Raw genomic sequence first — 21,217 nt, 5'->3', positions numbered from 1 at the left:
ACTCTTAATCCGCGGTGGTGATCGAATCCCCGGTGATTCCCGCCGCCTGCCGCTTCGCCAGCCGGCGCTTCTGCGGCTCGATGGTGTAGCGGGGGTCCTTCGCCGAGGCGATGCCGGCTTCGAACACCCCGAATCGGGTCAGCGCCGAGGCGCCCAGCAGCGCCAGCCCCGACAACGCCGCCACACCGCGCCGGTGCCCGCCCAACAGCGTCCCGATACCTCCGGCGATCGCCAACCGTTCGCTCCAACGCAGCATCGCCCCGGCCCGGCCCTGGTGCAGAGGCTCGGCGGCGATCGGGTCCATCCGGTGCGCCATGGCCCGGGTGGCGATGACATCGCCGAGCACCCCGAGCACAGCGAACCGCCGGGCCGGCCCGGCCTCACACACCGGCGTGGTCAGCATGGCCAAGCCGCCCGAGGCCAGGCTCGCCGAGCTGACGAACACAAACGGCAAATCGCGGTGCGCGTCGTGCCAGGTCGGGGTGGCGGTATCGCCCAGCAACACCGCGGTGTAGACGGCGAGCGGCGCCGCGAACACCGCAGCCTCCAAGCCGGCCGGCCCCTCCACCGCGTGCAGCACCCCGCGCAGCGGGCCCAGCGGTAGCCGCTGGCCGGTCAACCGATCCAGCTCGGCGGCCGCTACCACCGAGGTGCCCGCACCGAACCCCGACAGAATCCACGAGCCCAGGCTCATCGGCGAGGTCAGTTTGATGGTCCGCAACATGTTGACGAACCGTTCCGGCCGGCCGAGGTCGCTGATCAGCGCTGCTGCGCTCAATACGATCGCCCCCAGCGCCGCCAGCCGGGAATTGCGCCGCAACACTTTTCGGCCGGTCAGCTGGGCACCGGTGGCCAGCAGGCCGGAGCCGCCCGCCAACCCACCCAGGAACAGGTACGCGGCGATCTCGTGTGACCAGGGTGCGGGTTTGACCACCGGACGCCCGTAGTAGGAGCTGAACTGCACGTCGGGGACCATCGGCATCTCACGGCCGCCGTCACCCCCGCCGCGGCGTCGGCGCTTACCACCGCCGCGGCGGGGGCCATCGGACACCATGCTCATCAGCGTCCCCCCAAGAAGGCGACCGCCGCGGCGGCCAGCATGCCGGCCGCGGCCAACGCCGAGCGTTTGAACATCGTCGGCAGGTCGGCGGTGCCCACCCGCGGGTCGGGCGGCAGCCCATAGACCTCCGGCTCATCGAGCAACAGGAAGACCGAGCCGGTGCCGCCGACACCGTCATGTTCATTGGCGCCGTAGAGCCGGGCCTCGGTGCGGCCCTGGGCATGCAGCTGGGCCACCCGTTGCCGGGCCCGCTCGACCAGGTCGTCGTGATCACCGAACCGGATGGACTGCGTCGGGCAGGTCTGCGCGCACGCCGGGGTCTGGCCGTCGACCAACCGGTCGTAACAGAGCGTGCACTTCTGGGCGACCCCGGTGTTGGGCACCGGTTCTGGGCCGCGGGCGGTCTTCGGCGCGGCGGTTCCGTCGGTGCGACGCTCGATCACCCCGAACGGGCAGGCCGGCACACAGTTGCCGCAGCCGTTGCAGACGTCGGCCTGCACCACCACCGTGCCGAACTCGGTGCGGAACAACGAGCCCGTCGGGCACACGTCCAGACATCCCGCGTGCGTGCAGTGCTTGCAGACGTCCGAGGCCATCAGCCAGCGGAACTGGTCGGTGTCGGGCGCAGCGACATCCGCCGTGTCGTCGCGGTCATCGGGCATTTTCGGCAGACCCAGGCTGATCAACTGCCGGCCGGATTCACGGGCCTCCGCGATACGGTCACGGCCCTGCTCGATGAACGCCACATGCCGCCATGTGCTGGCACCCAGCGCACCGGTGTTGTCATACGAGGACCCGAGCAACTCCAGCGGGCCGTCCTGCGGGTTGTGGTTCCACTCCTTGCATGCCACTTCGCAGGCCTTGCAACCGATACAGATCGACGTGTCGGTGAAGAACCCCTTGCGTGGGTGCTGTGGCGACCACCTGGCGTCGGCGGCGGGGTCGGTCGGCCCGGACAGTTGGCCCATCAGTCCCGCCCTTCTGCATCGATAGCGGCATTGCCGGTCTCCGGTGTTGCGCCGGAACGGCTTTGATATTCGGAGACCAGGCGCAGCAGCGCCGCGCCCCGCGGCCGCCGGCCCGGCCGGATATCGCACGACCCGGCCTTGGACTCCTGGATCTGCACGTTGGGATCCAGGGTCACCCCGAGCAGATCGTTGGCGGCGTCTCCGCTGACCACCGCGTCGCCGCCGACCCCCCAGTGATACGGCAGCCCGATCTGGTGCACCGTGTGACCGCCCACGAACAGTGGCGTCATCCGGTCGGTCACCAGCACCCGTGCCTCGATCGCCGCCCGCGGCGAAATGATGGTGGCCCAGCCGAAGTTCTCCAGACCCCGCTCGGCGGCCAGCGCCGGAGAGACCTCGCAGAACATCTCCGGCTGCAGCTCGGCCAGATACGGCAGCCAGCGGCTCATGCCGCCGGCGGTGTGATGCTCGGTGAGCCGGTAGGTGGTGAACACGTAGGGATAGACATCGGCGCCCGGCTCCCCGGCGCTGGGGGCCGACAGATTGTCTTTGCGGGGGAAGGTGATTCGGGCGGGGTTGCGCTGTTGGCGATAGACCGCATTGGCGACCGGCGACTCCTGCGGCTCGTAGTGGGTGGGCAACGGCCCATCCACCACGCCCTTGGGTGCGAACAACCAACCCTTGCCGTCGGGTTGCATGACGAACGGGTCGTCGCCGGCCAACGCATCCGGACCGCCCAACGCCGGATCCGGTCGAGCTCCCGGCGCGCGATCGATCACGAAGTCGGGCACGTCATTGCCCACCCATCGGCGCAGTTGCTCGTCCCACCAGACGTAGCGCTTGCGTTCGCTCCACGGCACCCCGTCCGGATCCGCCGACGCCCGGTTGTAGAGGATCCGCCGATCGGCCGGCCAAGCCCAGCCCCATTCGGACTGGCTGGGGCCCGGACCGCCGTGCGGCACCCGGCGGGCGGCCTGATTGATCCCGCCCCCGTATACGCCGGCGTAGATCCAGCAGCCGCCGGCGGTGGATCCATCGGCGCGCAGCTCGGCGAAACCCGAGATGCACCGGCCGGCATCGGGCCCGGCCAACTGATGGCCATTGATCTCGGCCAGCACGAACTCCGGATCGGGGTCACCGTGCTCATCGACCGGGTAGTCCCAGACCAGGTCCAACAGCGGCCGGTCCCGCGGATCGGTGGACCCGGCCAGGTGAGCGCGAATTCGGTTGCCCAGCTTGATGAAGAACTCCAGCTCACTGATGCAGTCCCCCGGCGGGGCGACGGCCTGATGGCGCCATTGCAGCAGACGCTGGGTCTGGGTGAACGTCCCGGCCTTCTCGACGTGGCTGGCCGCCGGCAGGAAGAACACCTCGGTCTCGTTCTCTTCGGTGCACAGCTCGCCGGAGGCGATCTCCGGGCCGTCCTTCCACCAGGTGGCCGACTCGATCAGGTTCAGATCCCGCACCACCAGCCACTTCAGGTGCGACATGCCCAACCGTTGTTGGTGGCCGTTGGCCGAACCGACGGCCGGGTTCTGGCCGAGCAGGAAGTAGCCCTCCACTTCGTCGGCCAGCATGCCCGTCACGGCCTGATAGGTGCCGTGTGGTCCGGTCAGCCGGGGCAGGTAGTGATAAGCCCAGTCGTTGTCGGCGGTCGCGGCGTCCCCCCACCACGCCTTGAGCAGGCTGACCAGGTACGCGTCGGCGTTGGCCCAAAAACCCTTCTGGCTCTTCGAACCGACGCGGTCCAGGTATGCCTCGAGGGTGTCGTCGCGGCCGGCCTTGGGCATCGGCAGATAGCCCGGCAGCATGTCGTAGAGCGTCGGAATATCGGTGGAGCCCTGAATGCTGGCGTGCCCCCGCAGCGCCATGATCCCGCCGCCGGGCCGACCCACGTTGCCCAGCAGCAGCTGCAGGATCGCCGCGGTGCGGATGTACTGCGCGCCCAGGGTGTGCTGCGTCCAGCCCACCGCATAGGCGAAACACGTGGTGCGTTCGCGTCCCGAGTTGGCCGTGACCGCGCGCGCCAGGTAGTCGAACATCGCCGTGTCGATACCGCAGACATCGCGGACCATCTCCGGCGTGTAGCGCGCGTAGTGCCGCTTGAGGATCTGGAAGACCGTACGCGGATGCTGCAGCGTTTCGTCGGTGACGGGCGCGCCGGAGTCATCGCGCTGATAGACCCAACTTGATGGGTCGTACTGCCTGGTCTGCGGATCGAAGCCGGAGAACAGCCCGCCCAGGTCTTCGGTGTCGCGGAAGTGCTCACTGACCAGCGTCGCGGCATTGGTGTAAGCCAGCACGTATTCACCGAACCACAGGTCGTGGGTGAGCACATGGTTGATCAGCGCACCCAACAACACCACGTCGGAGCCGGCCCGGATCGGAATGTGCTTGTCGCACACCGCCGACGTGCGGGTGAACCGCGGGTCGACATGGATCACCACCGCGCCCCGCGCTTTGGCCTCCTCCACCCACTGGAAACCCACCGGGTGGCACTCGGCCATGTTCGAGCCCTGGATGACGATGCAGTCGGCGTTCGCCATGTCTTGCAGGGTTTGCGTCGCTCCACCGCGACCGAAGGAGGCTCCCAGACCGGGAACCGTGGCGGAGTGTCAAATACGAGCTTGGTTGTCGATCTGTATGACGCCGGCGGCGGTGAAGAGTTTTTTGATGACGTAGTTCTCTTCGTTGTCCAGTGTCGCGCCGCCCAGCGAAGCGATCCCCAGGGTGCGCCGCAGCGGCCGGCCGTCGGCGTCGTGGTCCTGCCAGGCGTTGCGCCGCGAGGCGATGAACCTCTCGGCCACCATGTCGATGGCGGTGTCCAGCTCCATCGGCTGCCACTGCGTGGCACGGGGCGCCCGGTAGAGCACGCTGATCTGTCGGCCGGGTGAGTTGACCAACTGTTCGCTGGCCGACCCTTTCGGGCACAGCCGCCCCCGCGAGATCGGCGAATGGGGATCGCCCTCGATCTGTACGACCTTCTCGTCCTTGACGTAGACGCGCTGGCCGCAGCCGACCGCGCAATAGGGGCAGACGCTGCTCACCACGCGGTCGGCGGTAGCGGTTCGCGGCGCGATGCTGCGGGTGTGTTCGGAGGTGACCGCCGGCCCGCGGCCGAACACGTCGCCGGTGCGCAATTGCCGGATAACCGGCCACTCCAAGAACTTTCGCTCTATCATCTGCGAATCTTAACGCTGTGGGCGTTTGCGCGAGCGGGAATGGCCCCGCCAGGACGCTCAGCTGAGCACCGCCGCGCCCAACCACTCGCACAGCAGTAACGCGACTTCGACCTCGAGCCGGTCGCCGGCGATGGGCCGGCCGCGCCGTTCGACCGCACGCTGGACGCGATACTTCACCGAGTTGGGGTGCAGGTGCAGTTCCTCGGCGGCGGCGGTGTAGCTGGAGCCGGTGCTCAGGAAGACCCGCAGTGTTTCCCGTAGCCGCTCATCGCTGTCGGTGGCGGTGGCCAACGGACCGAGAACCTCACCGACATAGGCCGTCGCGGCGTCGACATCGCGACCGATCAGTGCCGCCACCGCGAGACCGGCGTCACCGGCGGTGGGGATCCGGCGACCGGCGGTTCCTGCCGCGCTCATCACCGTCCAGGCGTCCCGCGCCTGCTGATGCGAACGGCGAAATCCTTCGACATCGGGCAGCGGATTGCCCGCCGTGACCCGGGGGCCGTCGGTGGCTTTCTCGACGAACACGCGAAGCCGTGCCGCAGCGGTCGGCGCGGACTTGGCTGACAGCGGAATCCAGCCCCAACCGGTCACTCGATCGACCGGAACGAATAGCGAATTGTTGGTCGCGTCGACCGATTCTCCGAGTTTCTGCACGAACCGCTCCATGGACAGCGCATCGGCGCGTTCGAAGGGTTCCGGATACCAGAGCACCACCGCCAGGTGGTGCCGGCGTAGCGGGTAGCGCAACGCGGTCGTCACGGCGTCCATGTCGACGTCGCCACCCGCGAGCAGCTCGCGAACCTGCAGGACGCGGAGGTTGTTCCGATTGGCCACCCACCGGTCACGTTCATCCTGATAGCTGGCGACCACCTGCTGGGAGATCTGGTCGATGTATTCGAATGACACGTCTTCCATCAGGTCGTAGACGGCCAGGCTCAGTTCCGGATCCCGATTTGCGGCGCGTATCTCGTTGATCACCATGCGCAGTGTCGCCCGGTGTCCTAGCCGGTAGGCCCGCGTCAACGCATTTACCGAGACGTCTCGCTGCGCCAAGCGCCGGGCGTACTCCAGCGCGGGAGTCGGCGGCTCCAGGTTCCGGACCGGGATGCCATGACGAATCGACGAGAAGAACGATTCGACGCTGCTGCCAGCGGTGTCTCGCAGCAACTGCAGCAGCTGCGCGTCGCCGCCCAATTCGGATATCTCGGTGACCACCAACTGCTGAATGTCGCGGGTGATGTTGTCGAGCTTGTCGTAGAGTCGGCCCACGATCGTTGCCGCAGCCTCGGCAACGGCTGCGCGGTCGCGCGAACTCTCCCCCATGACCCGACGGTAGTTGCTACCGCCGCTCCGACGTGGCGATTCGCGGGTTTGGGCGGCGACCCCGTGCGTACCCCGAACCCCGTGCGCGCTTTGTTCCCGGGAGACGACGATCCGGTCAGAGTTTCGTCGGTTGACGACGTAGCCGCGTCGACTCGGGCTGCGTAATGTTCGGAAAGACGGCGTAATTCGACAACGCGAATTCGAAAGCCAGTGCCGTTCCCTGAAAAATTCTTGAACGCCAATTCGGAAATGAGAAGATGATGTTGGCCGCCATTCTTATGCCAATGTTGGCATCGGTGTTGCTTCCGCTGGCGGTTCCCGCCGGGCAGGCCCCGGCGAGCAGGAATACCCCGGCTACCGATAGCGCGTCGTGATGTACCGCGTCGCGGACCGGATTCCCGCCCCGAGCCAGATGGGCGTGGAGGTGGGCCGGGAGTTGCTCGTGGACGCACTGCTCGGCCAGCTCGCCGAGATCGCCGGGAACATACGGGAAGCGATCGAGGCTCAAATACCCACCTACCGCGTTTTGAGCAGTCTGGAACTCGAGGAAGAGATCGGGCTGCAGCTGGAACAGGTCTTACGCGCGGCTCGCGACTGTCGCGCGGCTGGGGGTGGACACGAACTCGCCGAGCTGGCCGTGATCGGAGAAACGCGCGCGCAGCAGGGGATTCCTGTCGACGAAATGCTGCACGCATGGCACGTCGGTATCGAGGCGGTCGTCGCGTACTCCCGGGGAGTGAGTGCGCGGCTGGGCATCGAGGACGCCGCCGTGCTGGAGTTCGTGCAGTCGACGCTGGCCTGGTCCGACGTCGCGATGGCCGCCACCGTCGGGGCACACCGCAGAGCCGAACTTGCCTTGGGTTTTGCCGAGGAGGAGCAGCGCTCCAGGTTCGTTCGCGGTGCGTTGTCCGGCACTATCCCCGCCGTCGAGCTCGCCATTCAGGCGCAGGCGTACGGCCTGGATCCCAACGGCGAATTCGTCGCGATCCGCGCCTTGCTCAGTGAGGCGGCGCCGCAGCGCAAGCTGGAGTGGCTGTTGGGTTTTCACGGCGCCGACCGGCGGGGGCTCAGCGCCGTCGCCGACGGATGTGTGGTCGGGTTCTTGAGTGATCCGCCACCGCATGACATTGCTGCCGTAGTCGGGGTCGGCCCGCCCAAGCCCCTGGGGCGCTTGGCCGCCTCCTACCGGTTGGCGACCCGGGCGCTGACCGCGATCCAGGCCTGCGGCCTCCACGGGGTCTACGACATCGGAGCGATCGGCCTGCGAGCGGCGGTCGCGGCCGACGCCGACGTCGGTGACGCACTCTGTAAGCGTTACCTCGACCCGCTCTCCGAGGGCGGCTCAGCCCGTGAGCTGATCGCGACGCTACGGGCATATCTGATGAGCGGCATGCACGTGGAGCGTACGGCTACCCGGCTGTTCGTCCACCAGAACACGGTGCGCTACCGCCTAGCCAGGTTCGAGGAACTGACCGGGACCAGCCTGCGGGACGTCGAAGTGCTGTTCGGGGTCTGGTGGGCGCTCCAGCTGGATGAATGCGGTCGTAGTAGCCCCCAAACCGAAGTCCGCAATATCGGAGGCCACTCCGTACCCCACCGCCCAGATCCGACAGACGCTTAACCGCATGCAAACGTTTGATTGAGGAAGCCAGATGACATCGACCACAACGCCTGCCGAATCCGCATCCGTCAAGGCCGGCAAGGGCGCAGAGCCACTCGGCCGGTTCCAGCAATTCGTCGCGCAGCGCCTCGCCGCAGCCACGACGTCGGACGGTCCTGACGAGCGATTCATGCGGAACGTGCAGAATCCCGTCTTCAACTTCCTGTGTGACCACTACTTCCGATTGGAAATCGACGGCTGGCACCGGATTCCCGACGAACCGTCATTGCTGATCGGCATCCACTCCGGTGGCTCCCTGACCATGGACGCCTGGACACTGGTGCATGCCTGGCATCGGCATTTCGAAGGCCGGCGGATCCTGCACGGCACCGCGCACGACCTCCTGATGGCCGCCCCCCTGCTCGGCGACTACTTCAAAGCGGTCGGCGTGATACCGGCGTCGCGCAGCGGGGTGACCGCCGCACTGGCCGCCGGCCACGACGTGGTGGTGTGGCCCGGCGGCGAGCAGGACGCGATGCGCAACTGGCGCCACCGGGACCAGGCACTGCTGGCGGGCCGCAAGGGCTTCGTCCGTCAGGCCATCCGCTCCGGCGTGCCGATCGTCCCGGTCGCTACGGTAGGCGGCCACGACACCGTCTTCGTGCTGTCGGAGGGTCGATTCCTCGCCCGCTGGACCGGTCTGGGCAAGCGGCTGCGCGGGGCGACGATGCCCATCATCGCGGGTTTCCCGTTTCCACTCGCCATCGAGATCCTGCCCGCGCATGTGCCGCTGCCCGCGAAGATCCGCACCGAATTCCTCGAGCCCATCCGCGTCGACACCGATCCCGGCCGTCTCGACGACTCCGACTACGTCGACTCGATCTACGACCAGGTGCAGGGCGCGATCCAGGCGGGGATGGACCGCCTGGCCAAGCGCCGTAGCTTCCCGGTCCTGGGGTGATTGGCCGTGCTGACGCTCGAGGGGCTACCACCGCTGGTGGCGCGATGACCAACCTTGCCGTCAACCTGATCGACGCCGCCCGTCGCAACCCCGACAGCCTGGCGCTACGTCTCGACGAGGTCGAAGTTCCCTACTCCGGTTTGGACGCGGCCAGCGCCTGCCTGGCCGGCCTGCTGGTTGCGCGCGGACTGTGTCCGGGCGACCGCGTCGGCGTGATGCTGCCCAACGTGCCCTATTTCGCTATCGCGTACTACGCCGTGCTGCGTGCCGGTGGGGTGGTGGTGCCGATGAACGTCTTGCTGAAGGAACGCGAGACCAGCTTCTACCTGTCGGATTCGCAAGCCAAAGCGGTGATCGCCTGGCATGAATTCGCCGCCGCGGCCCAAGCGGGTGCCGACTCCGCCGGGGCCGAATGCATCGTGGTGACCCCGGGGCACTTCGAGGAGTTGATCTGCACTGCCGATCCCGTCGCCGAACCCGTGGCACGCCACGATGAGGACACCGCGGTGCTCCTCTACACCTCGGGGACCACCGGCACACCCAAGGGCGCCGAGCTGACTCATGCCAACCTCCGACGCAACGTCGCGACAGTGGTCGACATGCTGGGCCTGACCGCGGACGACGTGATCCTGGGCGCGCTGCCGTTGTTTCACGCGTTCGGGCAGACCGCCGGGCTCAACGCCGCCGTCGCCGCCGGAGGATGCCTGACCCTGATCCCCCGGTTCGAACCGGCGAAGGCGCTGGCGATCATCGAACGCGATCGAGTCACCGTATTCGAAGGCGTCCCGACCATGTTCGCCGCGATGCTGCACGCCGGCCAGCGCGGCGACACCGCGTCATTGCGGTTGTGCATCTCCGGCGGCGCCGCGATGCCGGTCGAAGTGATGCGCGGCTTCGAAGAAGCCTTTCAGACCATGGTCCTGGAGGGCTACGGGCTGAGCGAAACGTCGCCGGTGGCATCGTTCAACCACCCCGATCGGGAACGTAAGCCGGGGTCGATCGGCACGCCGGTGGCCGGGGTCGAGATGAGGCTGGTCGGGGCCGGCGACGACGGGGTCGGCGAAATAGCCATCCGCGGCCACAACGTGATGAAGGGTTACTGGAACCGCCCGGATGCGACGGCCGAGGCGATCGACGCCGACGGCTGGTTTCACACCGGCGACCTGGCCCGGGTGGACGACGACGGCTACTTCTTCATCGTCGACCGCTCCAAAGACATGATCATCCGCGGCGGTTACAACGTGTATCCGCGCGAGATCGAGGAAGTGCTCTACGAGCATCCCGCGGTGCGCGAGGCGGCCGTGGTCGGTGTCCCCGACGACCTGCTCGGCGAGGAGGTCGGTGCCGCCGTTGCGCTGAGGCCCGGCGCTGAGGCGGATTCTGCGGCCATCCGCGACTTCGTGAAGGACCGGCTCGCCGGCTACAAGTATCCGCGCAAGGTCTGGTTCGTCGACGAGCTGCCGAAAGGCCCCACCGGCAAAATCCTCAAACGCGAGATCGCCAAACCGGCAGACGCGTAATGGAATTCGTAAGCAGCCAGCATTCGCGGCAAGGAAAGGTGCGACGATGACAACCGTCGGTCAACAGGACCTCGACAGCGTCGATTTGGCGGACTCCGCGCACTGGGATGACGGTCCGCCGTGGGAGTTGTTCGCCAGGATGCAACGCGAAGCGCCGGCGCACTTCAGCCCGCAACGCAATGCGCCCGACGAAGGCGGCTTCTGGTCGATCACCCGCTACGACGACGTGCGGGCCGTCAGTCGCGACCACAAGACATTCTCCTCCGAACGGCGCGGCATCTTCCTGCTCGACGACATCGGGGTGCCGCTGGCCGTCCAACAGTCCCAGATGATCTCGATCGACCCGCCGCGCCACGACCGGCTCAAGGCGTTGGCCATCAAGGCATTTACCCCGCAACGCGTGGCCGAGCACCAGGACCACATCACGCAGATCATCGACCACGTCTTCGACCGTGTCGCCGACACCGAGAGATTCGACCTGGTCGCCGATGTCGCGCGGGCCGTTCCGGCCCGGGTGGCCGGCTCACTGCTCGGCACACCGCCCGAGGACGACGAGAAGCTGGTGCACTGGACCAACGTCTTCACCGCCTTCGAGGACCCGGCCATCCGTGAACAGTGGTCCGATACCGAGGCGGTGCTGCAAGAGATCATCGGCTATGTCATGGCGCGGATCGAAGAGCGCCGCAAATCCCCGCGCGACGATCTGATCACCGCCCTGATGAACGCGGAGGTCGACGGCGAGCGACTCAACGAGATCGAGCTTGGCACGTTCTTCATCTTGCTGATGTCGGCTGCCAATGACTCGACCCGGGCGACCTACAGCGCGACGATGCTGCACCTGTTGGGCGATCCAGAGCTGCGGACCCTGCTCGCCGAGCGCCCAGAGCTGATCCCGAATGCCGTGGAGGAAGGGCTGCGGTGCTATCCGGCGTTCTCCTTCATGGGGACTTGACCCCGTGTGTTGGACACGCTCAATCCCAGGAATGTCCTGGGGGAAGCGAGATGATCCAACCCGATGGCAAGGAAAAATTACCCCGATGAGTTCAAGCGTGACGCGGTCGCGCTGTACCGGGATACCGAGGGTGCGACGATTACGCAGATCGCTGCCGAGCTCGGTGTCAGCGAAGCCACGCTCTCAGCGTGGTGCAAGTCGGCCGGCGTGGCGATTCGGCACCGCCGCGGCAGCGTAGAGACCGAGCTTGCGCCAGGGGCCGAGAGCCCGGAGCAGGAACTGGTGCGGCTGCGCGCCGAGAACAAGACGCTGCGCGCCACCGAGGCTCGGCTATCCACCGAGCGGGACATTCTACGGTCGGCAGCCAAATATTTCGCCGGGGAGACGAACTGGTGAGCCGCTTCCAGTTCGTCGCCGACCACCTACACGCCTTCGAGGTGAAGTGGCTCTGCGCGGTCGTGGAGGTCGCGCGTTCATCGTTCTACGCCTGGCTCGCCGGCGCCGATTCCCGCGCCGCGAAGGCCGCCGCTGATGAGGCGCTGGCCGCCCGTATCCGGGTGGTGCACGGCGAGGACAACACCTACGGGGCGCCGCGGATCACCGCCGAGCTCAACGATGGTGCGCCCGACGGTGAGCGGGTCAACCACAAGCGGGTCGCTCGAGTGATGCGCGGCGCCGGGATCGTCGGTTATCGGCGCCGGCGGCGGGTCAAGACCACCGCGGCGGATCCGGCCAGCCAGAAAGTCCCTGATCTGCTGAAGCGGGATTTCACCGCCGCGCAGATCAACACCCGTTATGTCGGCGACATCACCTACCTGCCACTGGCCACCGGCGGCAACCTGTACCTGGCCACGGTGATCGACTGCTGCTCGCGGCGGGTAGCGGGGTGGGCGATCGCCGATCACATGCGCACCGAACTGGTCACCGACGCCCTCAACGCCGCTGCCGCGCTACGCGGCACGTTGGCCGGTGCAGTGTTCCACTCGGACCACGGAAGTCAGTACACCTCAAGGGATTTCGTGTCCCTCTGCCGCGAGTATGGGGTCATCCAGTCGATGGGAGCGGTGGGAACGAGCGCCGACAACGCCCTGGCCGAATTTTTCAACGCCCCCCTCAAACGCGAGATCCTGCAGGACCGTGCCTGCTGGCCGGACGCGGCGACCTGCCGCCGGGAGGTCTTCCGATGGCTAGCCCGCTACAACACCAAACGACGGCACTCCCACTGCCGTCAATCCAGCCCTGCCACCTACGAAAGGACCCTGACACCGGCTACGCTGCCCGAAGCTGCTTAACCACAAATCCCGTGTCCACTACATGGGGGCAAGGCCCATGGGCCGCGCGGCGGCCTGTGACACCGAATTGCACGGCAAGACGATCAAGGAAAACGATCGACTCTTGTTGTGGTACTTGGCGTCCAACCGTGACGAGACGGCCTTCCCGGATCCGCACACCTTCGACATCACCCGCGAGGGTCTTGCCGACAAGCACCAGGCGTTCGGCGGCCGCGGCCGGCATTTCTGCCTGGGCGCCAACCTGGCCCGCTTGGAGCTGAAGCTGTGGATTCAGCGGACCCTGGAACGCTTTCCCGATCTCATGCCGGACGGGGAGCCGACCCGGGTGCGGGCGTTGTTCCTCAACCAGTTCAAGTCGATTCCGGTCCGGAGAACATCGTGACGGCCGCCGAGACCGCCCGTGGCCGCCCGGCCTACCGGGAGGTCGAGGCCGACCTGGAGGTACGCCGCCGAGAGACCTCGGCCGACGGGGTGGTGACGATCACCCTCGCCGACCCGGCCGGCGCCGACCTGCCCGACTGGGCACCCGGGGCGCACATCGACCTGATCATGACGCCGTCGCTGGTGCGGCAGTACTCACTGTGCGGTGACACCGCCAACCGCGCGCAGTGGCGGGTAGGCGTCCTGCTCGACCCGAACAGTCGCGGCGGATCCCAGTTCGTCCACGACAAGCTCCACGAGGGAGCCACCGTGCGGGTCCGCGGGCCCCGCAACCACTTTCCGTTGGTCGGTTCGGCGCGGTACCACTTCATCGCGGGCGGTATCGGTGTCACCCCGATGCTGCCGATGATCGCCGCGGCAGACGCCGCGGGCTCCGACTGGAAGCTGCTCTATGGCGGCAGGACGCGAGCGTCGATGGCCTTCGTCGCCGAGCTCGAGGGTTACGGCGAGCGGGTGGTGCTCTGTTCGCGCGACGACGACGAGCCGGACTTCCGGGCGAGCCTGCAATCCGTTCTCGCCCAACCATCCGAGGACACGCTGGTGTACTGCTGCGGACCGGAGGGCCTGCTCGGCGCGGTCGAGGACGCGTGCACCTCATGGCCGGACGGAAGCCTGCACGTGGAACGTTTCTCGGCCAAGGCGCTCGACGAACCCGCTGCATTGACCGCCTTCGACGTGGAATGTCAGCGGTCCGGAATGACTTTGACAGTGCCACAAGATAAATCGATCTACAAAGTGTGTGAGGAAGCCGGTGTCGACGTACTCGGGTCGTGCATGGAGGGCGTGTGCGGAACCTGCGAATGCGACATCATCGAGGGCGCGGGCGACCATCGCGACTCCGTGCTCAATGACGCCGAGAAGGCGGCGAACCAGACAATCATGATCTGCGTTTCACGGTCGCTCTCCGAGAGGCTGGTGCTGGACCTTTGACGTCCTCCCCGGATGCGAAGCCCGAGGATTCCAACCCCGTCCCACCTAACTTAGGAAGCAGGAGAGCTGAGTTGAGGTTCACAGTTCACAGACCGCCCTACGGCGAAGTCTCCCTGTGCTGGCACCGCCCGTCCGGCGGCGATGTTGCGTGCTGCGTTTACATCGGCGTTGCGCGGTCCCGCTTTGCAGGCGACGCACCTGAAGACCGCTTGGCTCTTGCGGTTTTCGGGCGCGACATATCCGCATGCCGAGCATCGTTGAGATGTGTACGCGGCCGGGACCCGCTCGAGCCGGCCCCCGGCCTTGTTGCTGAGTCGGATAACCAGCTGACCCCACCCTTGACGACTGATTTCACGGTTGAGCGCCCGCTTCTGCGCAACGCGAGTGCCTGGTTTGTCAACCGTGCCGCGCGCAGAGCGGGTCATCGCCCGCACGTCGAGCTTTTCCACCCGAATAGTGTCAAACCGACGTGCAAGATCGGTGGTGGTCTTCTCGACCCAATCTCGTCGTCGGCATACTTCGCGCGCTTTGAGCTTCGCGATGGACAACTTGGTTCGCTGTCGGCGGTTGGAGCCTCGCTTGGCGCGGGTGAGGCGTTGCTGCAATCGACACAGCCGGGCCTGCTCACCGGAGGTCAGACCAGGAGCGTGCAGCAGCTCGCCGGTAGACAGTGCCGCCGACACCGTCACACCGCGATCGACACCCACCACGCTGCCGTCACGCGGCCCTGGGATTGGGTCGGGAATGCGCGGGAAGCCGACATGCCACCGACCAGCCCGATCCTGAGTAACGCGGTAGGACTTCACACCGTTCGGCACCGCCTGCGTCCATCGGAACCGAACCCACCCAACCTTGGGTACCCACAGCTGTCCACAACGCCTATTGAGCCTCTGGACTTGGCTTGGCCGCACCCCGACTACTCCGAACCCTTCATGTACCCGGGCCTTGCGCCACGACGGACGGCCATGAGTGCCCACAAAAAAGCCTTCCATGGCGCGTGCGAAATCCCGCAGTGCCTGCTGCTGCACCGTCTGCGACCCAGCCGCCAACCAAGCATATTCGGCGCGGGCCTCGGTCAACTGTGCCGACTGCTTGTTGTACCCAGGGGCGTGCCGCCCCGGTTGCCAAAACTGCTGCTGCTCCACTGCCAGATTCCACACGAACCGCGCATGTCGGCAATGTTCCGACAACACGACTTGCTGAGCGGATGTCGGCAACAGCAGGAACCTGGACATACCCGCAATGTAAACCTCGCCACCGACACAGACGGGTGTCATAGACCCGTGCGGAGCGGGATCAGCGTTTCGTCCAGGCAGAAATCCCGTCGCTTCTCGGCGAAGGAGTTGAGATGAGACCCAACTATCCCTACAACTGTTGGTATGTCGCCGCGGCCAGCGCCGAAGTCGGGCAAGGACTGCTGACCCGTCGTCTCCTCGACAAGCAGGTCCTGCTGTACCGCCGCCGATCCGGCGACGTGGTCGCCATGGAGGACCGCTGCATCCACCGGGCCTATCCGCTGTCGGCCGGCCGGCGCGACGGTGATCGGGTGATCTGCGGCTACCACGGCTTCGCGTTCGGCGCCGACGGCTGCCTGCTGGACGTGCCGTCACAGGAGAACGTGCCGCCCGGCGCCGCAGTTCGCAGCTACCCGGTTCAGGAGCGGGCGCCGTTCGTCTGGATCTGGCTCGGCGATCCCGGTGTCGCCGCGCTGCGCCCGCCACCGCGAGTGCCGTGGTACGCCGACGGCTCGGGATGGACCGGCACCACCGAGGTGCTGCGCGTCGACGCCAACTACCTGCTGCTGCACGAGCACTACCTCGACCTGACCGATGTATTCGTGATGCACCCCGAAGTCGTTCCGCCGGATATCGAAGTTCTTCCCCAACTCGACGAGGTCGAGGTCTCCGAACGGTCGGTCTCCTACTCCCGGATCACGCCGCCCAGCCGCCTGGCCCCCTGGGAAGCCGACATCACCGGCCTTCCCGCCGACACCAGGGGCAGCCGACGCGAGGAGGGAACCTTCGTCGCACCGGGGCTGCACGTTCAGCACTATGTGATCGATCTCGAGGCCGGCACTACCCACCAGCTGCTCCGGATCCAGGGCTTTACCCCCGAATCCCCGCAGGCCACCCACGTCTTCCTGCAGATGGCCCGCAACTTCGCTACCCGACGACGGGCGGGTCGCCGAGTTTCTGCGCAGCATGTTCCATGACTGGGCGATGCGGGATTCGGTTGTGCTGGAGACGATTCAGGCGCGACTTGGCGAACGCGGCGAGCCCCGCCGTGACATCAACGTCAAAGCCGACCGCGCTGCGGTGCGTGCGCGCCGGATCGCCATGGAGATGGTGGACGAGGAGTCCGGTCGTTTCGTTCTGAATGGGATGCCATGACCCGCACCGATGAGCTCTCCGCCAGGGTGGCGACCGCGGACCCGAACTCCGCCATCGAGGTCACCAACGCGATGACCGGCGAGCTGTTGGGACGGGTGCCGCGCTGCGGCGGTGCCGATGTGGCTGCCGCGGCGCTGCGTGCTCGCGCGGTGCAGGCGGGATGGGCTGCGCGCCCGATCCGCGACCGGGCCGCGGTGTTGTTGCGCTTCCACGACCTGGTGCTCAAACGTCAGGACGAAGTTCTCGACCTGATCCAGCTCGAGAACGGCAAAGCGCGCCGGCACGCATTCGAAGAAATCCTCGATGTCTGTCTGACGGCCCGCTATTACGCGAACACCGCCGCGGACTACCTGCGCCCCAAGCGCCGGCAGGGTGTGCAGCTGGCGCTCACCCAGGTCACCGAACTGCATCACCCCAAGGGGCTGGTGGGGATCATCTCGCCGTGGAACTATCCGCTGACCCTGGGTATCAGCGACGCCCTTCCCGCCATCGTCGCCGGCAACGCAGTGCTGACGAAACCCGATCAGCAGACCCCGTTTTCGGCGCTGTGGGCGGTGGCCTTGCTTGAGGAAGCCGGTATGCCGCCGGGGTTGGTGCAGGTGCTGACCGGTTTCGGCGCCGAGCTGGGTGCGCCGATCATCGAACACTCGGACTATCTGATGTTCACCGGTTCCACGGCGGTGGGGCGCACCGTCGCCGCGCAGGCCGGTGAGCGACTGATCGACTGCTCGATGGAGCTCGGCGGCAAGAACGCGCTGCTCGTGCTCGACGATGCCGACGTCGACAAGGCGGTGTCGGGCGCTCTGCGGGCGGCCTTCTCCAATACCGGGCAGCTGTGTATCTCGGTCGAACGCATCTATGTGCCGGCCCGGCTCTGGGATCAGTTCACCACCCGCTTCGCCGACGCCGCTAACGCAATGAAACTGTCGGCGACCCTGGACTATTCGGCAGATATGGGATCACTGATCTCGCAGAAACAACTCAACGTTGTCGCCGGCCACGTCGACGACGCGGTGAGCAAGGGCGCCAACGTGCTGGCCGGCGGCCGGGCACGCCCGGACATCGGCCCCTACTTTTACGAGCCCACCATCTTGTCCGGGGTTAACGAGTCCATGGCCGCGTTCGCCAAGGAGACGTTCGGGCCGGTCGTCTCGCTATATCGGGTCCAGGACGACGACGAGGCGATCGAACGCGCCAACGACAGTGACTACGGCCTGAACTTCAGCGTCTGGACCTCAGACCCGAAGCGCGGCCGCCGTGTCGCCGCCCGGCTACAGGCCGGCACCGTCAACGTCAACGAGGCCTACGCCGCCGCGTGGGCGTCGGTAGACGCGCCGATGGGCGGCATGAAGGCCTCCGGTCTCGGGCGTCGACACGGCGAACACGGCATCCTCAAATACACCGAACCGCAGACGATTGCCACCGAGCGGCTGCTACCGGTCGGCGCGCCGTCGTGGCTCGAACCGGGCCGCTACGCGCGGATCATGACCACCGGATTACGGGTGCTGCGGCGCACGCCCGGCGTCAAATGAGGAGGAGCCCATGGCCGAGCAATTCGACTACGACGTCCTGGTGATCGGGTCCGGATTCGGCGGCAGCGTCACAGCTTTGCGGCTGACCGAGAAGGGATACCGGGTCGGTGTGCTGGAGGCGGGCCGTCGCTTCAGTGACGAGCAGTTCGCGAAAACCAGTTGGGATCTGCGCAAATTCGTGTGGGCGCCGAAACTGGGCTGCTTCGGCATCCAGCGAATCCACCTACTTCGGGACTGCGTGATCCTGGCCGGCGCGGGTGTCGGCGGCGGATCGTTGAACTACGCGAACACCCTGTACAAGCCGCCCGCCGCGTTCTTCAACGACCCGCAGTGGAAGCACATCACCGACTGGGAAGACGAGTTGGCGCCCTACTACGAGCAGGGTCAGCGCATGCTCGGTGTGGTTCGCAACCCGCACATGACCCCGGCCGACGAGATCGTCAAAGCGGTTGCCGAGGACATGGGCGTCGGTGACACGTTCATCCAGACACCGGTCGGGGTGTTCTTCGGGGAGCCCGGCAAAACCGTCGCCGACCCGTTCTTCGGGGGCGTCGGGCCCGAACGCACCGGCTGCGTGGAATGCGGAGAATGCATGGTGGGCTGCCGCTACGGCGCGAAGAACACGCTGGTGAAGAACTATCTCGGCCTTGCCGAACGGGCCGGTGCCGCAGTGCATCCCCTGACCACCGTCACGTCGCTGCGGCAGGCGCCGGACGGGGCGTGGCACGTCGACACGGTACAGAGCGGAGCGCTACTGCGAAAGAACCGCCGAACCTACACCGCGCAGTACGTGGTGCTGGCCGCCGGCACGTGGGGCACCCAGAACTTGCTGCACAAGATGAAGGACACCGGAACCCTGCCGGGTTTGTCCGACCGGCTCGGTGTGCTCACCCGCACCAACTCGGAGTCGATTCTGGGTGCCATGAAGTACAAAGTCGATCCCGACCTGGACCTCACCAGGGGGGTGGCCATCACCTCCTCGTTCCATCCTTCGGGTGACACCCACGTCGAACCGGTGCGCTACGGCAAGGGTTCCAACGCGATGGGCCTGCTGCAGACCCTGATGACCGACGGCGGCGGCCGTTGGCCACGCTGGTGCAAGTTCCTGGGTGTGGCGGCCAAGAATCCGGTCGCGCTGCTGCGCGTGCTGGCGGTGAAGAATTGGAGCGAGCGCACGATCATCGCCCTGGTGATGCAGCACCTGGACAACTCGATCACCACCTACACCAAGGGCGGGCTGCGCGGCCGGCACCTGTCGAGCAAACAGGGTCACGGCCAGCCCAATCCGACGTGGATCCCGGAGGGCAACGAAGCGACCCGCAGGATCGCGGCCAAGATCGGCGGCGTGACCGCGGGAACCTGGGGAGAGTTGTTCAACATTCCACTCACCGCGCATTTCCTCGGGGGGTGCGCGATCGGCGCGGATCCCGACCACGGTGTGATCGACCCGTATCACCGCGTGTACGGCTATCCGACCCTCAGCGTGGTCGACGGTTCGGCGGTCTCGGCGAATCTGGGGGTGAACCCCTCGTTGACGATCACCGCCCAAGCCGAGCGTGCCGCCGCGATGTGGCCGAACAAGGGGCAAGCCGACCAGCGGCCCGAGCAGAGCTGCGGCTACCGCCGTATCACCCCGATCGTTCCGAACCACCCGGTGGTCCCGGCGGGCGCACCGGCAGCGTTGCGACTCCCGGTTATCCGGCGGGAGGCCGCCGGATAGTCTTTCACTCCAACAGCTTTCGCCCTAGCGTTTTCTCCAGCCGAGTACTGACCGCTGAAGATGCGAACGGACCGAGCAAGATGGAGCGATGAGTCGGATAACGCAGCGTCGGCGGATCAGCCGCCTCGTCGCAGGGGATGCGATGCAGCGGCCCGAGACGCTGGCGGTCGAGGAACCGCTGGAGATCCGTCTGGGCGGTGTGCCGCTCACCGTCACGATGCGCACGCCCGGATCGGATGTCGAGCTGGCGCAGGGCTTTTTGCTCACCGAGGGGATCATCGCCGGGCGTGACGACGTGGTGAGCGCGCGTTACTGCGGCGACCCGGAGACCCCCAACACCTACAACGTGCTCGATGTGACACTGGCGCCGCACGTGCCGCCGCCGCTGGTGGACATCTCCCGGAACTTCTACGCCACCTCATCCTGCGGTATCTGCGGCAAGGCCGCACTGGACGCGGTACGCCTTGCCAGCCGATATCACCCGGGCGACGACCCGGTCCAGATTCCCGCGGCGGCGCTGACCGCGATGCCCGATCAACTGCGGGCGGCGCAGGACGTCTTCGCCAGCACCGGCGGTCTGCATGCCGCGGCGCTGTTCGACTTCACCGACGGCGGCGCGATGCAGGTGGTTCGCGAGGACATCGGCCGGCACAACGCCGTCGACAAGGTGATCGGCTGGGCACTCGAGCGGCGCCGGATACCGCTGTCCGGGACCGTGCTGCTGGTCAGCGGGCGGGCGTCGTTCGAGCTGACCCAGAAGGCGGTGATGGTCGGTGTTCCCGTGCTGGCCGCAGTCTCGGCGCCCTCGTCATTGGCCGTCGACCTGGCCGGCGAATGCGGGCTGACGTTGGTCGCGTTTCTTCGCGGTGACTCGATGAATATCTACAGCCGCGCGGACCGCATCGTCGGCTGATTCACCGGCGGAGCCCCCGTCAGGCGCCTAAAAGTTAATCCTCATTCGCGGTTGTTGATCCAATTAATGGTTCGTATAACGAGGTAAATAACGTAGCATCAACCCTCAGTTATTGACCCGACTGACTCTGCCGGCGTTCTTGTCCGGGAGTGCTGTGGCCGCTCTCAACGATGCGAGCAACGAGCGGTCGTGGCCTCCATGGAACCGGAACGGCGCGGGCGGCGACTAATCGATAGTTGAGAGGAGTGCGGGGATGAGTTTGTTGGATGCGCATATTCCGCAGTTGGTGGCGTCGGAGTCGGCGTTTGGTGCCAAGGCGGCGTTGATGCGGTCGACGATGGCGCAGGCGGAGCAGGCGGCGATGTCGGCGCAGGCGTTTCATGTGGGTGAGGCGGCTGCGGCGTTTCAGGGGTCGCATGCGCGGTTTGTG

17 protein-coding genes and 1 pseudogene are annotated in these 21,217 nt (G+C 66.6%); 13 read left to right on the top strand and 5 right to left on the bottom strand.

Annotated elements, in window-relative coordinates; all coding sequences use genetic code 11:
• Positions 1-4: 4 nt before the first annotated feature.
• Genes nrfD through BN4346_RS27260 form a run of 4 tightly spaced genes read right to left on the bottom strand, consistent with a single transcriptional unit; the run spans position 5 to position 6,536 of the window.
• On the bottom strand, positions 5-1,060 hold the full coding sequence (nrfD, locus tag BN4346_RS27280) for an NrfD/PsrC family molybdoenzyme membrane anchor subunit (RefSeq protein WP_067968531.1): 1,056 nt from the start codon (positions 1,058-1,060) through the stop codon (positions 5-7).
• The gene (locus tag BN4346_RS27275) at positions 1,060-2,028 is read right to left on the bottom strand and encodes a 4Fe-4S dicluster domain-containing protein (protein WP_067968527.1); all 969 of its coding nucleotides are present in this window, start codon (positions 2,026-2,028) and stop codon (positions 1,060-1,062) included. The genes nrfD and BN4346_RS27275 overlap by 1 nt, the downstream gene beginning before the upstream one ends.
• Positions 2,028-5,210 (bottom strand): formate dehydrogenase-N subunit alpha, encoded by a 3,183-nt coding sequence (gene fdnG, locus BN4346_RS27270; RefSeq protein WP_235653538.1) that lies wholly within the window; start codon positions 5,208-5,210, stop codon positions 2,028-2,030. Before fdnG ends, BN4346_RS27275 begins: the two co-directional genes overlap by 1 nt.
• A gap of 57 nt (positions 5,211-5,267) precedes the next feature.
• Complete coding sequence (locus BN4346_RS27260; protein ID WP_067968518.1) at positions 5,268-6,536, bottom strand: PucR family transcriptional regulator; 1,269 nt, start codon at positions 6,534-6,536, stop codon at positions 5,268-5,270.
• A gap of 373 nt (positions 6,537-6,909) precedes the next feature.
• On the opposite strand from BN4346_RS27260, the gene BN4346_RS49445 reads away from it, so the two are divergent.
• The 7 genes from BN4346_RS49445 to BN4346_RS27225 all read left to right on the top strand — a co-directional run bounded on the left by BN4346_RS49445 (position 6,910) and on the right by BN4346_RS27225 (position 14,232).
• Positions 6,910-8,157 carry a PucR family transcriptional regulator gene (locus tag BN4346_RS49445; RefSeq protein WP_154677546.1) on the top strand — a complete coding sequence of 416 codons (1,248 nt, stop codon included), beginning with the start codon at positions 6,910-6,912 and terminating at the stop codon, positions 8,155-8,157.
• A gap of 31 nt (positions 8,158-8,188) precedes the next feature.
• On the top strand, positions 8,189-9,097 hold the full coding sequence (locus BN4346_RS27250; protein WP_067968516.1) for a lysophospholipid acyltransferase family protein: 909 nt from the start codon (positions 8,189-8,191) through the stop codon (positions 9,095-9,097).
• A gap of 44 nt (positions 9,098-9,141) precedes the next feature.
• Entirely contained in the window at positions 9,142-10,617 is a 1,476-nt protein-coding gene (locus BN4346_RS27245) for a long-chain-fatty-acid--CoA ligase (protein WP_067968513.1), read from the top strand.
• 46 nt (positions 10,618-10,663) lie between these two features.
• On the top strand, positions 10,664-11,569 hold the full coding sequence (locus BN4346_RS27240; protein WP_109562133.1) for a cytochrome P450: 906 nt from the start codon (positions 10,664-10,666) through the stop codon (positions 11,567-11,569).
• Positions 11,570-11,632: 63 nt separating this feature from the next.
• A protein-coding gene (locus tag BN4346_RS27235) for an IS3 family transposase (RefSeq protein ID WP_096867456.1) occupies positions 11,633-12,861 on the top strand; the annotation gives its coding sequence in 2 pieces (ribosomal slippage) (positions 11,633-11,945 and positions 11,945-12,861; 1,230 coding nt in all).
• Between the two features lie 22 nt (positions 12,862-12,883).
• Positions 12,884-13,243, top strand: a complete 360-nt coding sequence (locus BN4346_RS27230) for a cytochrome P450 (RefSeq protein WP_078058455.1) — start codon at positions 12,884-12,886, stop codon at positions 13,241-13,243.
• Positions 13,240-14,232: a PDR/VanB family oxidoreductase gene (locus BN4346_RS27225; protein ID WP_067968502.1), complete on the top strand. Its 993-nt coding sequence runs from the start codon at positions 13,240-13,242 to the stop codon at positions 14,230-14,232. The genes BN4346_RS27230 and BN4346_RS27225 overlap by 4 nt, the downstream gene beginning before the upstream one ends.
• Before the next feature lie 50 nt (positions 14,233-14,282).
• On the opposite strand, the gene BN4346_RS27220 is transcribed toward BN4346_RS27225, so the two are convergent.
• Positions 14,283-15,467, bottom strand: coding sequence for an RNA-guided endonuclease InsQ/TnpB family protein (locus tag BN4346_RS27220; RefSeq protein ID WP_078058454.1), 1,185 nt, complete (start codon positions 15,465-15,467; stop codon positions 14,283-14,285).
• Positions 15,468-15,580: 113 nt separating this feature from the next.
• On the opposite strand from BN4346_RS27220, the gene BN4346_RS27215 reads away from it, so the two are divergent.
• From BN4346_RS27215 to BN4346_RS27195, 6 genes and pseudogenes are all read left to right on the top strand, one after another.
• On the top strand, positions 15,581-16,444 hold the full coding sequence (locus tag BN4346_RS27215; protein ID WP_235653537.1) for a Rieske 2Fe-2S domain-containing protein: 864 nt from the start codon (positions 15,581-15,583) through the stop codon (positions 16,442-16,444).
• A 7-nt stretch (positions 16,445-16,451) separates the two neighbouring features.
• Positions 16,452-16,622 (top strand): hypothetical protein, encoded by a 171-nt coding sequence (locus BN4346_RS48770; protein ID WP_235653536.1) that lies wholly within the window; start codon positions 16,452-16,454, stop codon positions 16,620-16,622.
• The gene (locus BN4346_RS27210; protein ID WP_067968499.1) at positions 16,619-18,154 is read left to right on the top strand and encodes a succinic semialdehyde dehydrogenase; all 1,536 of its coding nucleotides are present in this window, start codon (positions 16,619-16,621) and stop codon (positions 18,152-18,154) included. Before BN4346_RS48770 ends, BN4346_RS27210 begins: the two co-directional genes overlap by 4 nt.
• A gap of 10 nt (positions 18,155-18,164) precedes the next feature.
• A complete protein-coding gene (locus BN4346_RS27205; protein WP_067968494.1) occupies positions 18,165-19,874 on the top strand; it encodes a GMC oxidoreductase in 1,710 nt (569 codons plus the stop codon).
• Between the two features lie 88 nt (positions 19,875-19,962).
• On the top strand, positions 19,963-20,787 hold the full coding sequence (gene fdhD / locus BN4346_RS27200; RefSeq protein ID WP_067968491.1) for a formate dehydrogenase accessory sulfurtransferase FdhD: 825 nt from the start codon (positions 19,963-19,965) through the stop codon (positions 20,785-20,787).
• A gap of 253 nt (positions 20,788-21,040) precedes the next feature.
• Positions 21,041-21,217: pseudogene (locus BN4346_RS27195) on the top strand (type VII secretion protein EsxS); the annotation flags it as partial.

Source organism: Mycolicibacter icosiumassiliensis, assembly GCF_900078685.2.
GTDB lineage: Bacteria > Actinomycetota > Actinomycetes > Mycobacteriales > Mycobacteriaceae > Mycobacterium > Mycobacterium icosiumassiliensis.
Note: the sequence above shows the minus strand (reverse complement) of the source record. Positions and strands in the feature narration are given on the sequence as shown.

Coding starts and splice junctions, on each gene's coding strand:
- nrfD (WP_067968531.1), bottom strand. CDS start 1,060: ATGAGCATGGTGTCCGATGGCCCCCGCCGCGGCGGTGGTAAGCGCCGA.
- BN4346_RS27275 (WP_067968527.1), bottom strand. CDS start 2,028: ATGGGCCAACTGTCCGGGCCGACCGACCCCGCCGCCGACGCCAGGTGG.
- BN4346_RS27260 (WP_067968518.1), bottom strand. CDS start 6,536: ATGGGGGAGAGTTCGCGCGACCGCGCAGCCGTTGCCGAGGCTGCGGCA.
- BN4346_RS49445 (WP_154677546.1), top strand. CDS start 6,910: ATGTACCGCGTCGCGGACCGGATTCCCGCCCCGAGCCAGATGGGCGTG.
- BN4346_RS27250 (WP_067968516.1), top strand. CDS start 8,189: ATGACATCGACCACAACGCCTGCCGAATCCGCATCCGTCAAGGCCGGC.
- BN4346_RS27245 (WP_067968513.1), top strand. CDS start 9,142: ATGACCAACCTTGCCGTCAACCTGATCGACGCCGCCCGTCGCAACCCC.
- BN4346_RS27240 (WP_109562133.1), top strand. CDS start 10,664: ATGACAACCGTCGGTCAACAGGACCTCGACAGCGTCGATTTGGCGGAC.
- BN4346_RS27230 (WP_078058455.1), top strand. CDS start 12,884: ATGGGGGCAAGGCCCATGGGCCGCGCGGCGGCCTGTGACACCGAATTG.
- BN4346_RS27220 (WP_078058454.1), bottom strand. CDS start 15,467: ATGTCCAGGTTCCTGCTGTTGCCGACATCCGCTCAGCAAGTCGTGTTG.
- BN4346_RS27215 (WP_235653537.1), top strand. CDS start 15,581: ATGAGACCCAACTATCCCTACAACTGTTGGTATGTCGCCGCGGCCAGC.
- BN4346_RS48770 (WP_235653536.1), top strand. CDS start 16,452: ATGCGGGATTCGGTTGTGCTGGAGACGATTCAGGCGCGACTTGGCGAA.
- BN4346_RS27210 (WP_067968499.1), top strand. CDS start 16,619: ATGACCCGCACCGATGAGCTCTCCGCCAGGGTGGCGACCGCGGACCCG.
- BN4346_RS27205 (WP_067968494.1), top strand. CDS start 18,165: ATGGCCGAGCAATTCGACTACGACGTCCTGGTGATCGGGTCCGGATTC.
- fdhD (WP_067968491.1), top strand. CDS start 19,963: ATGAGTCGGATAACGCAGCGTCGGCGGATCAGCCGCCTCGTCGCAGGG.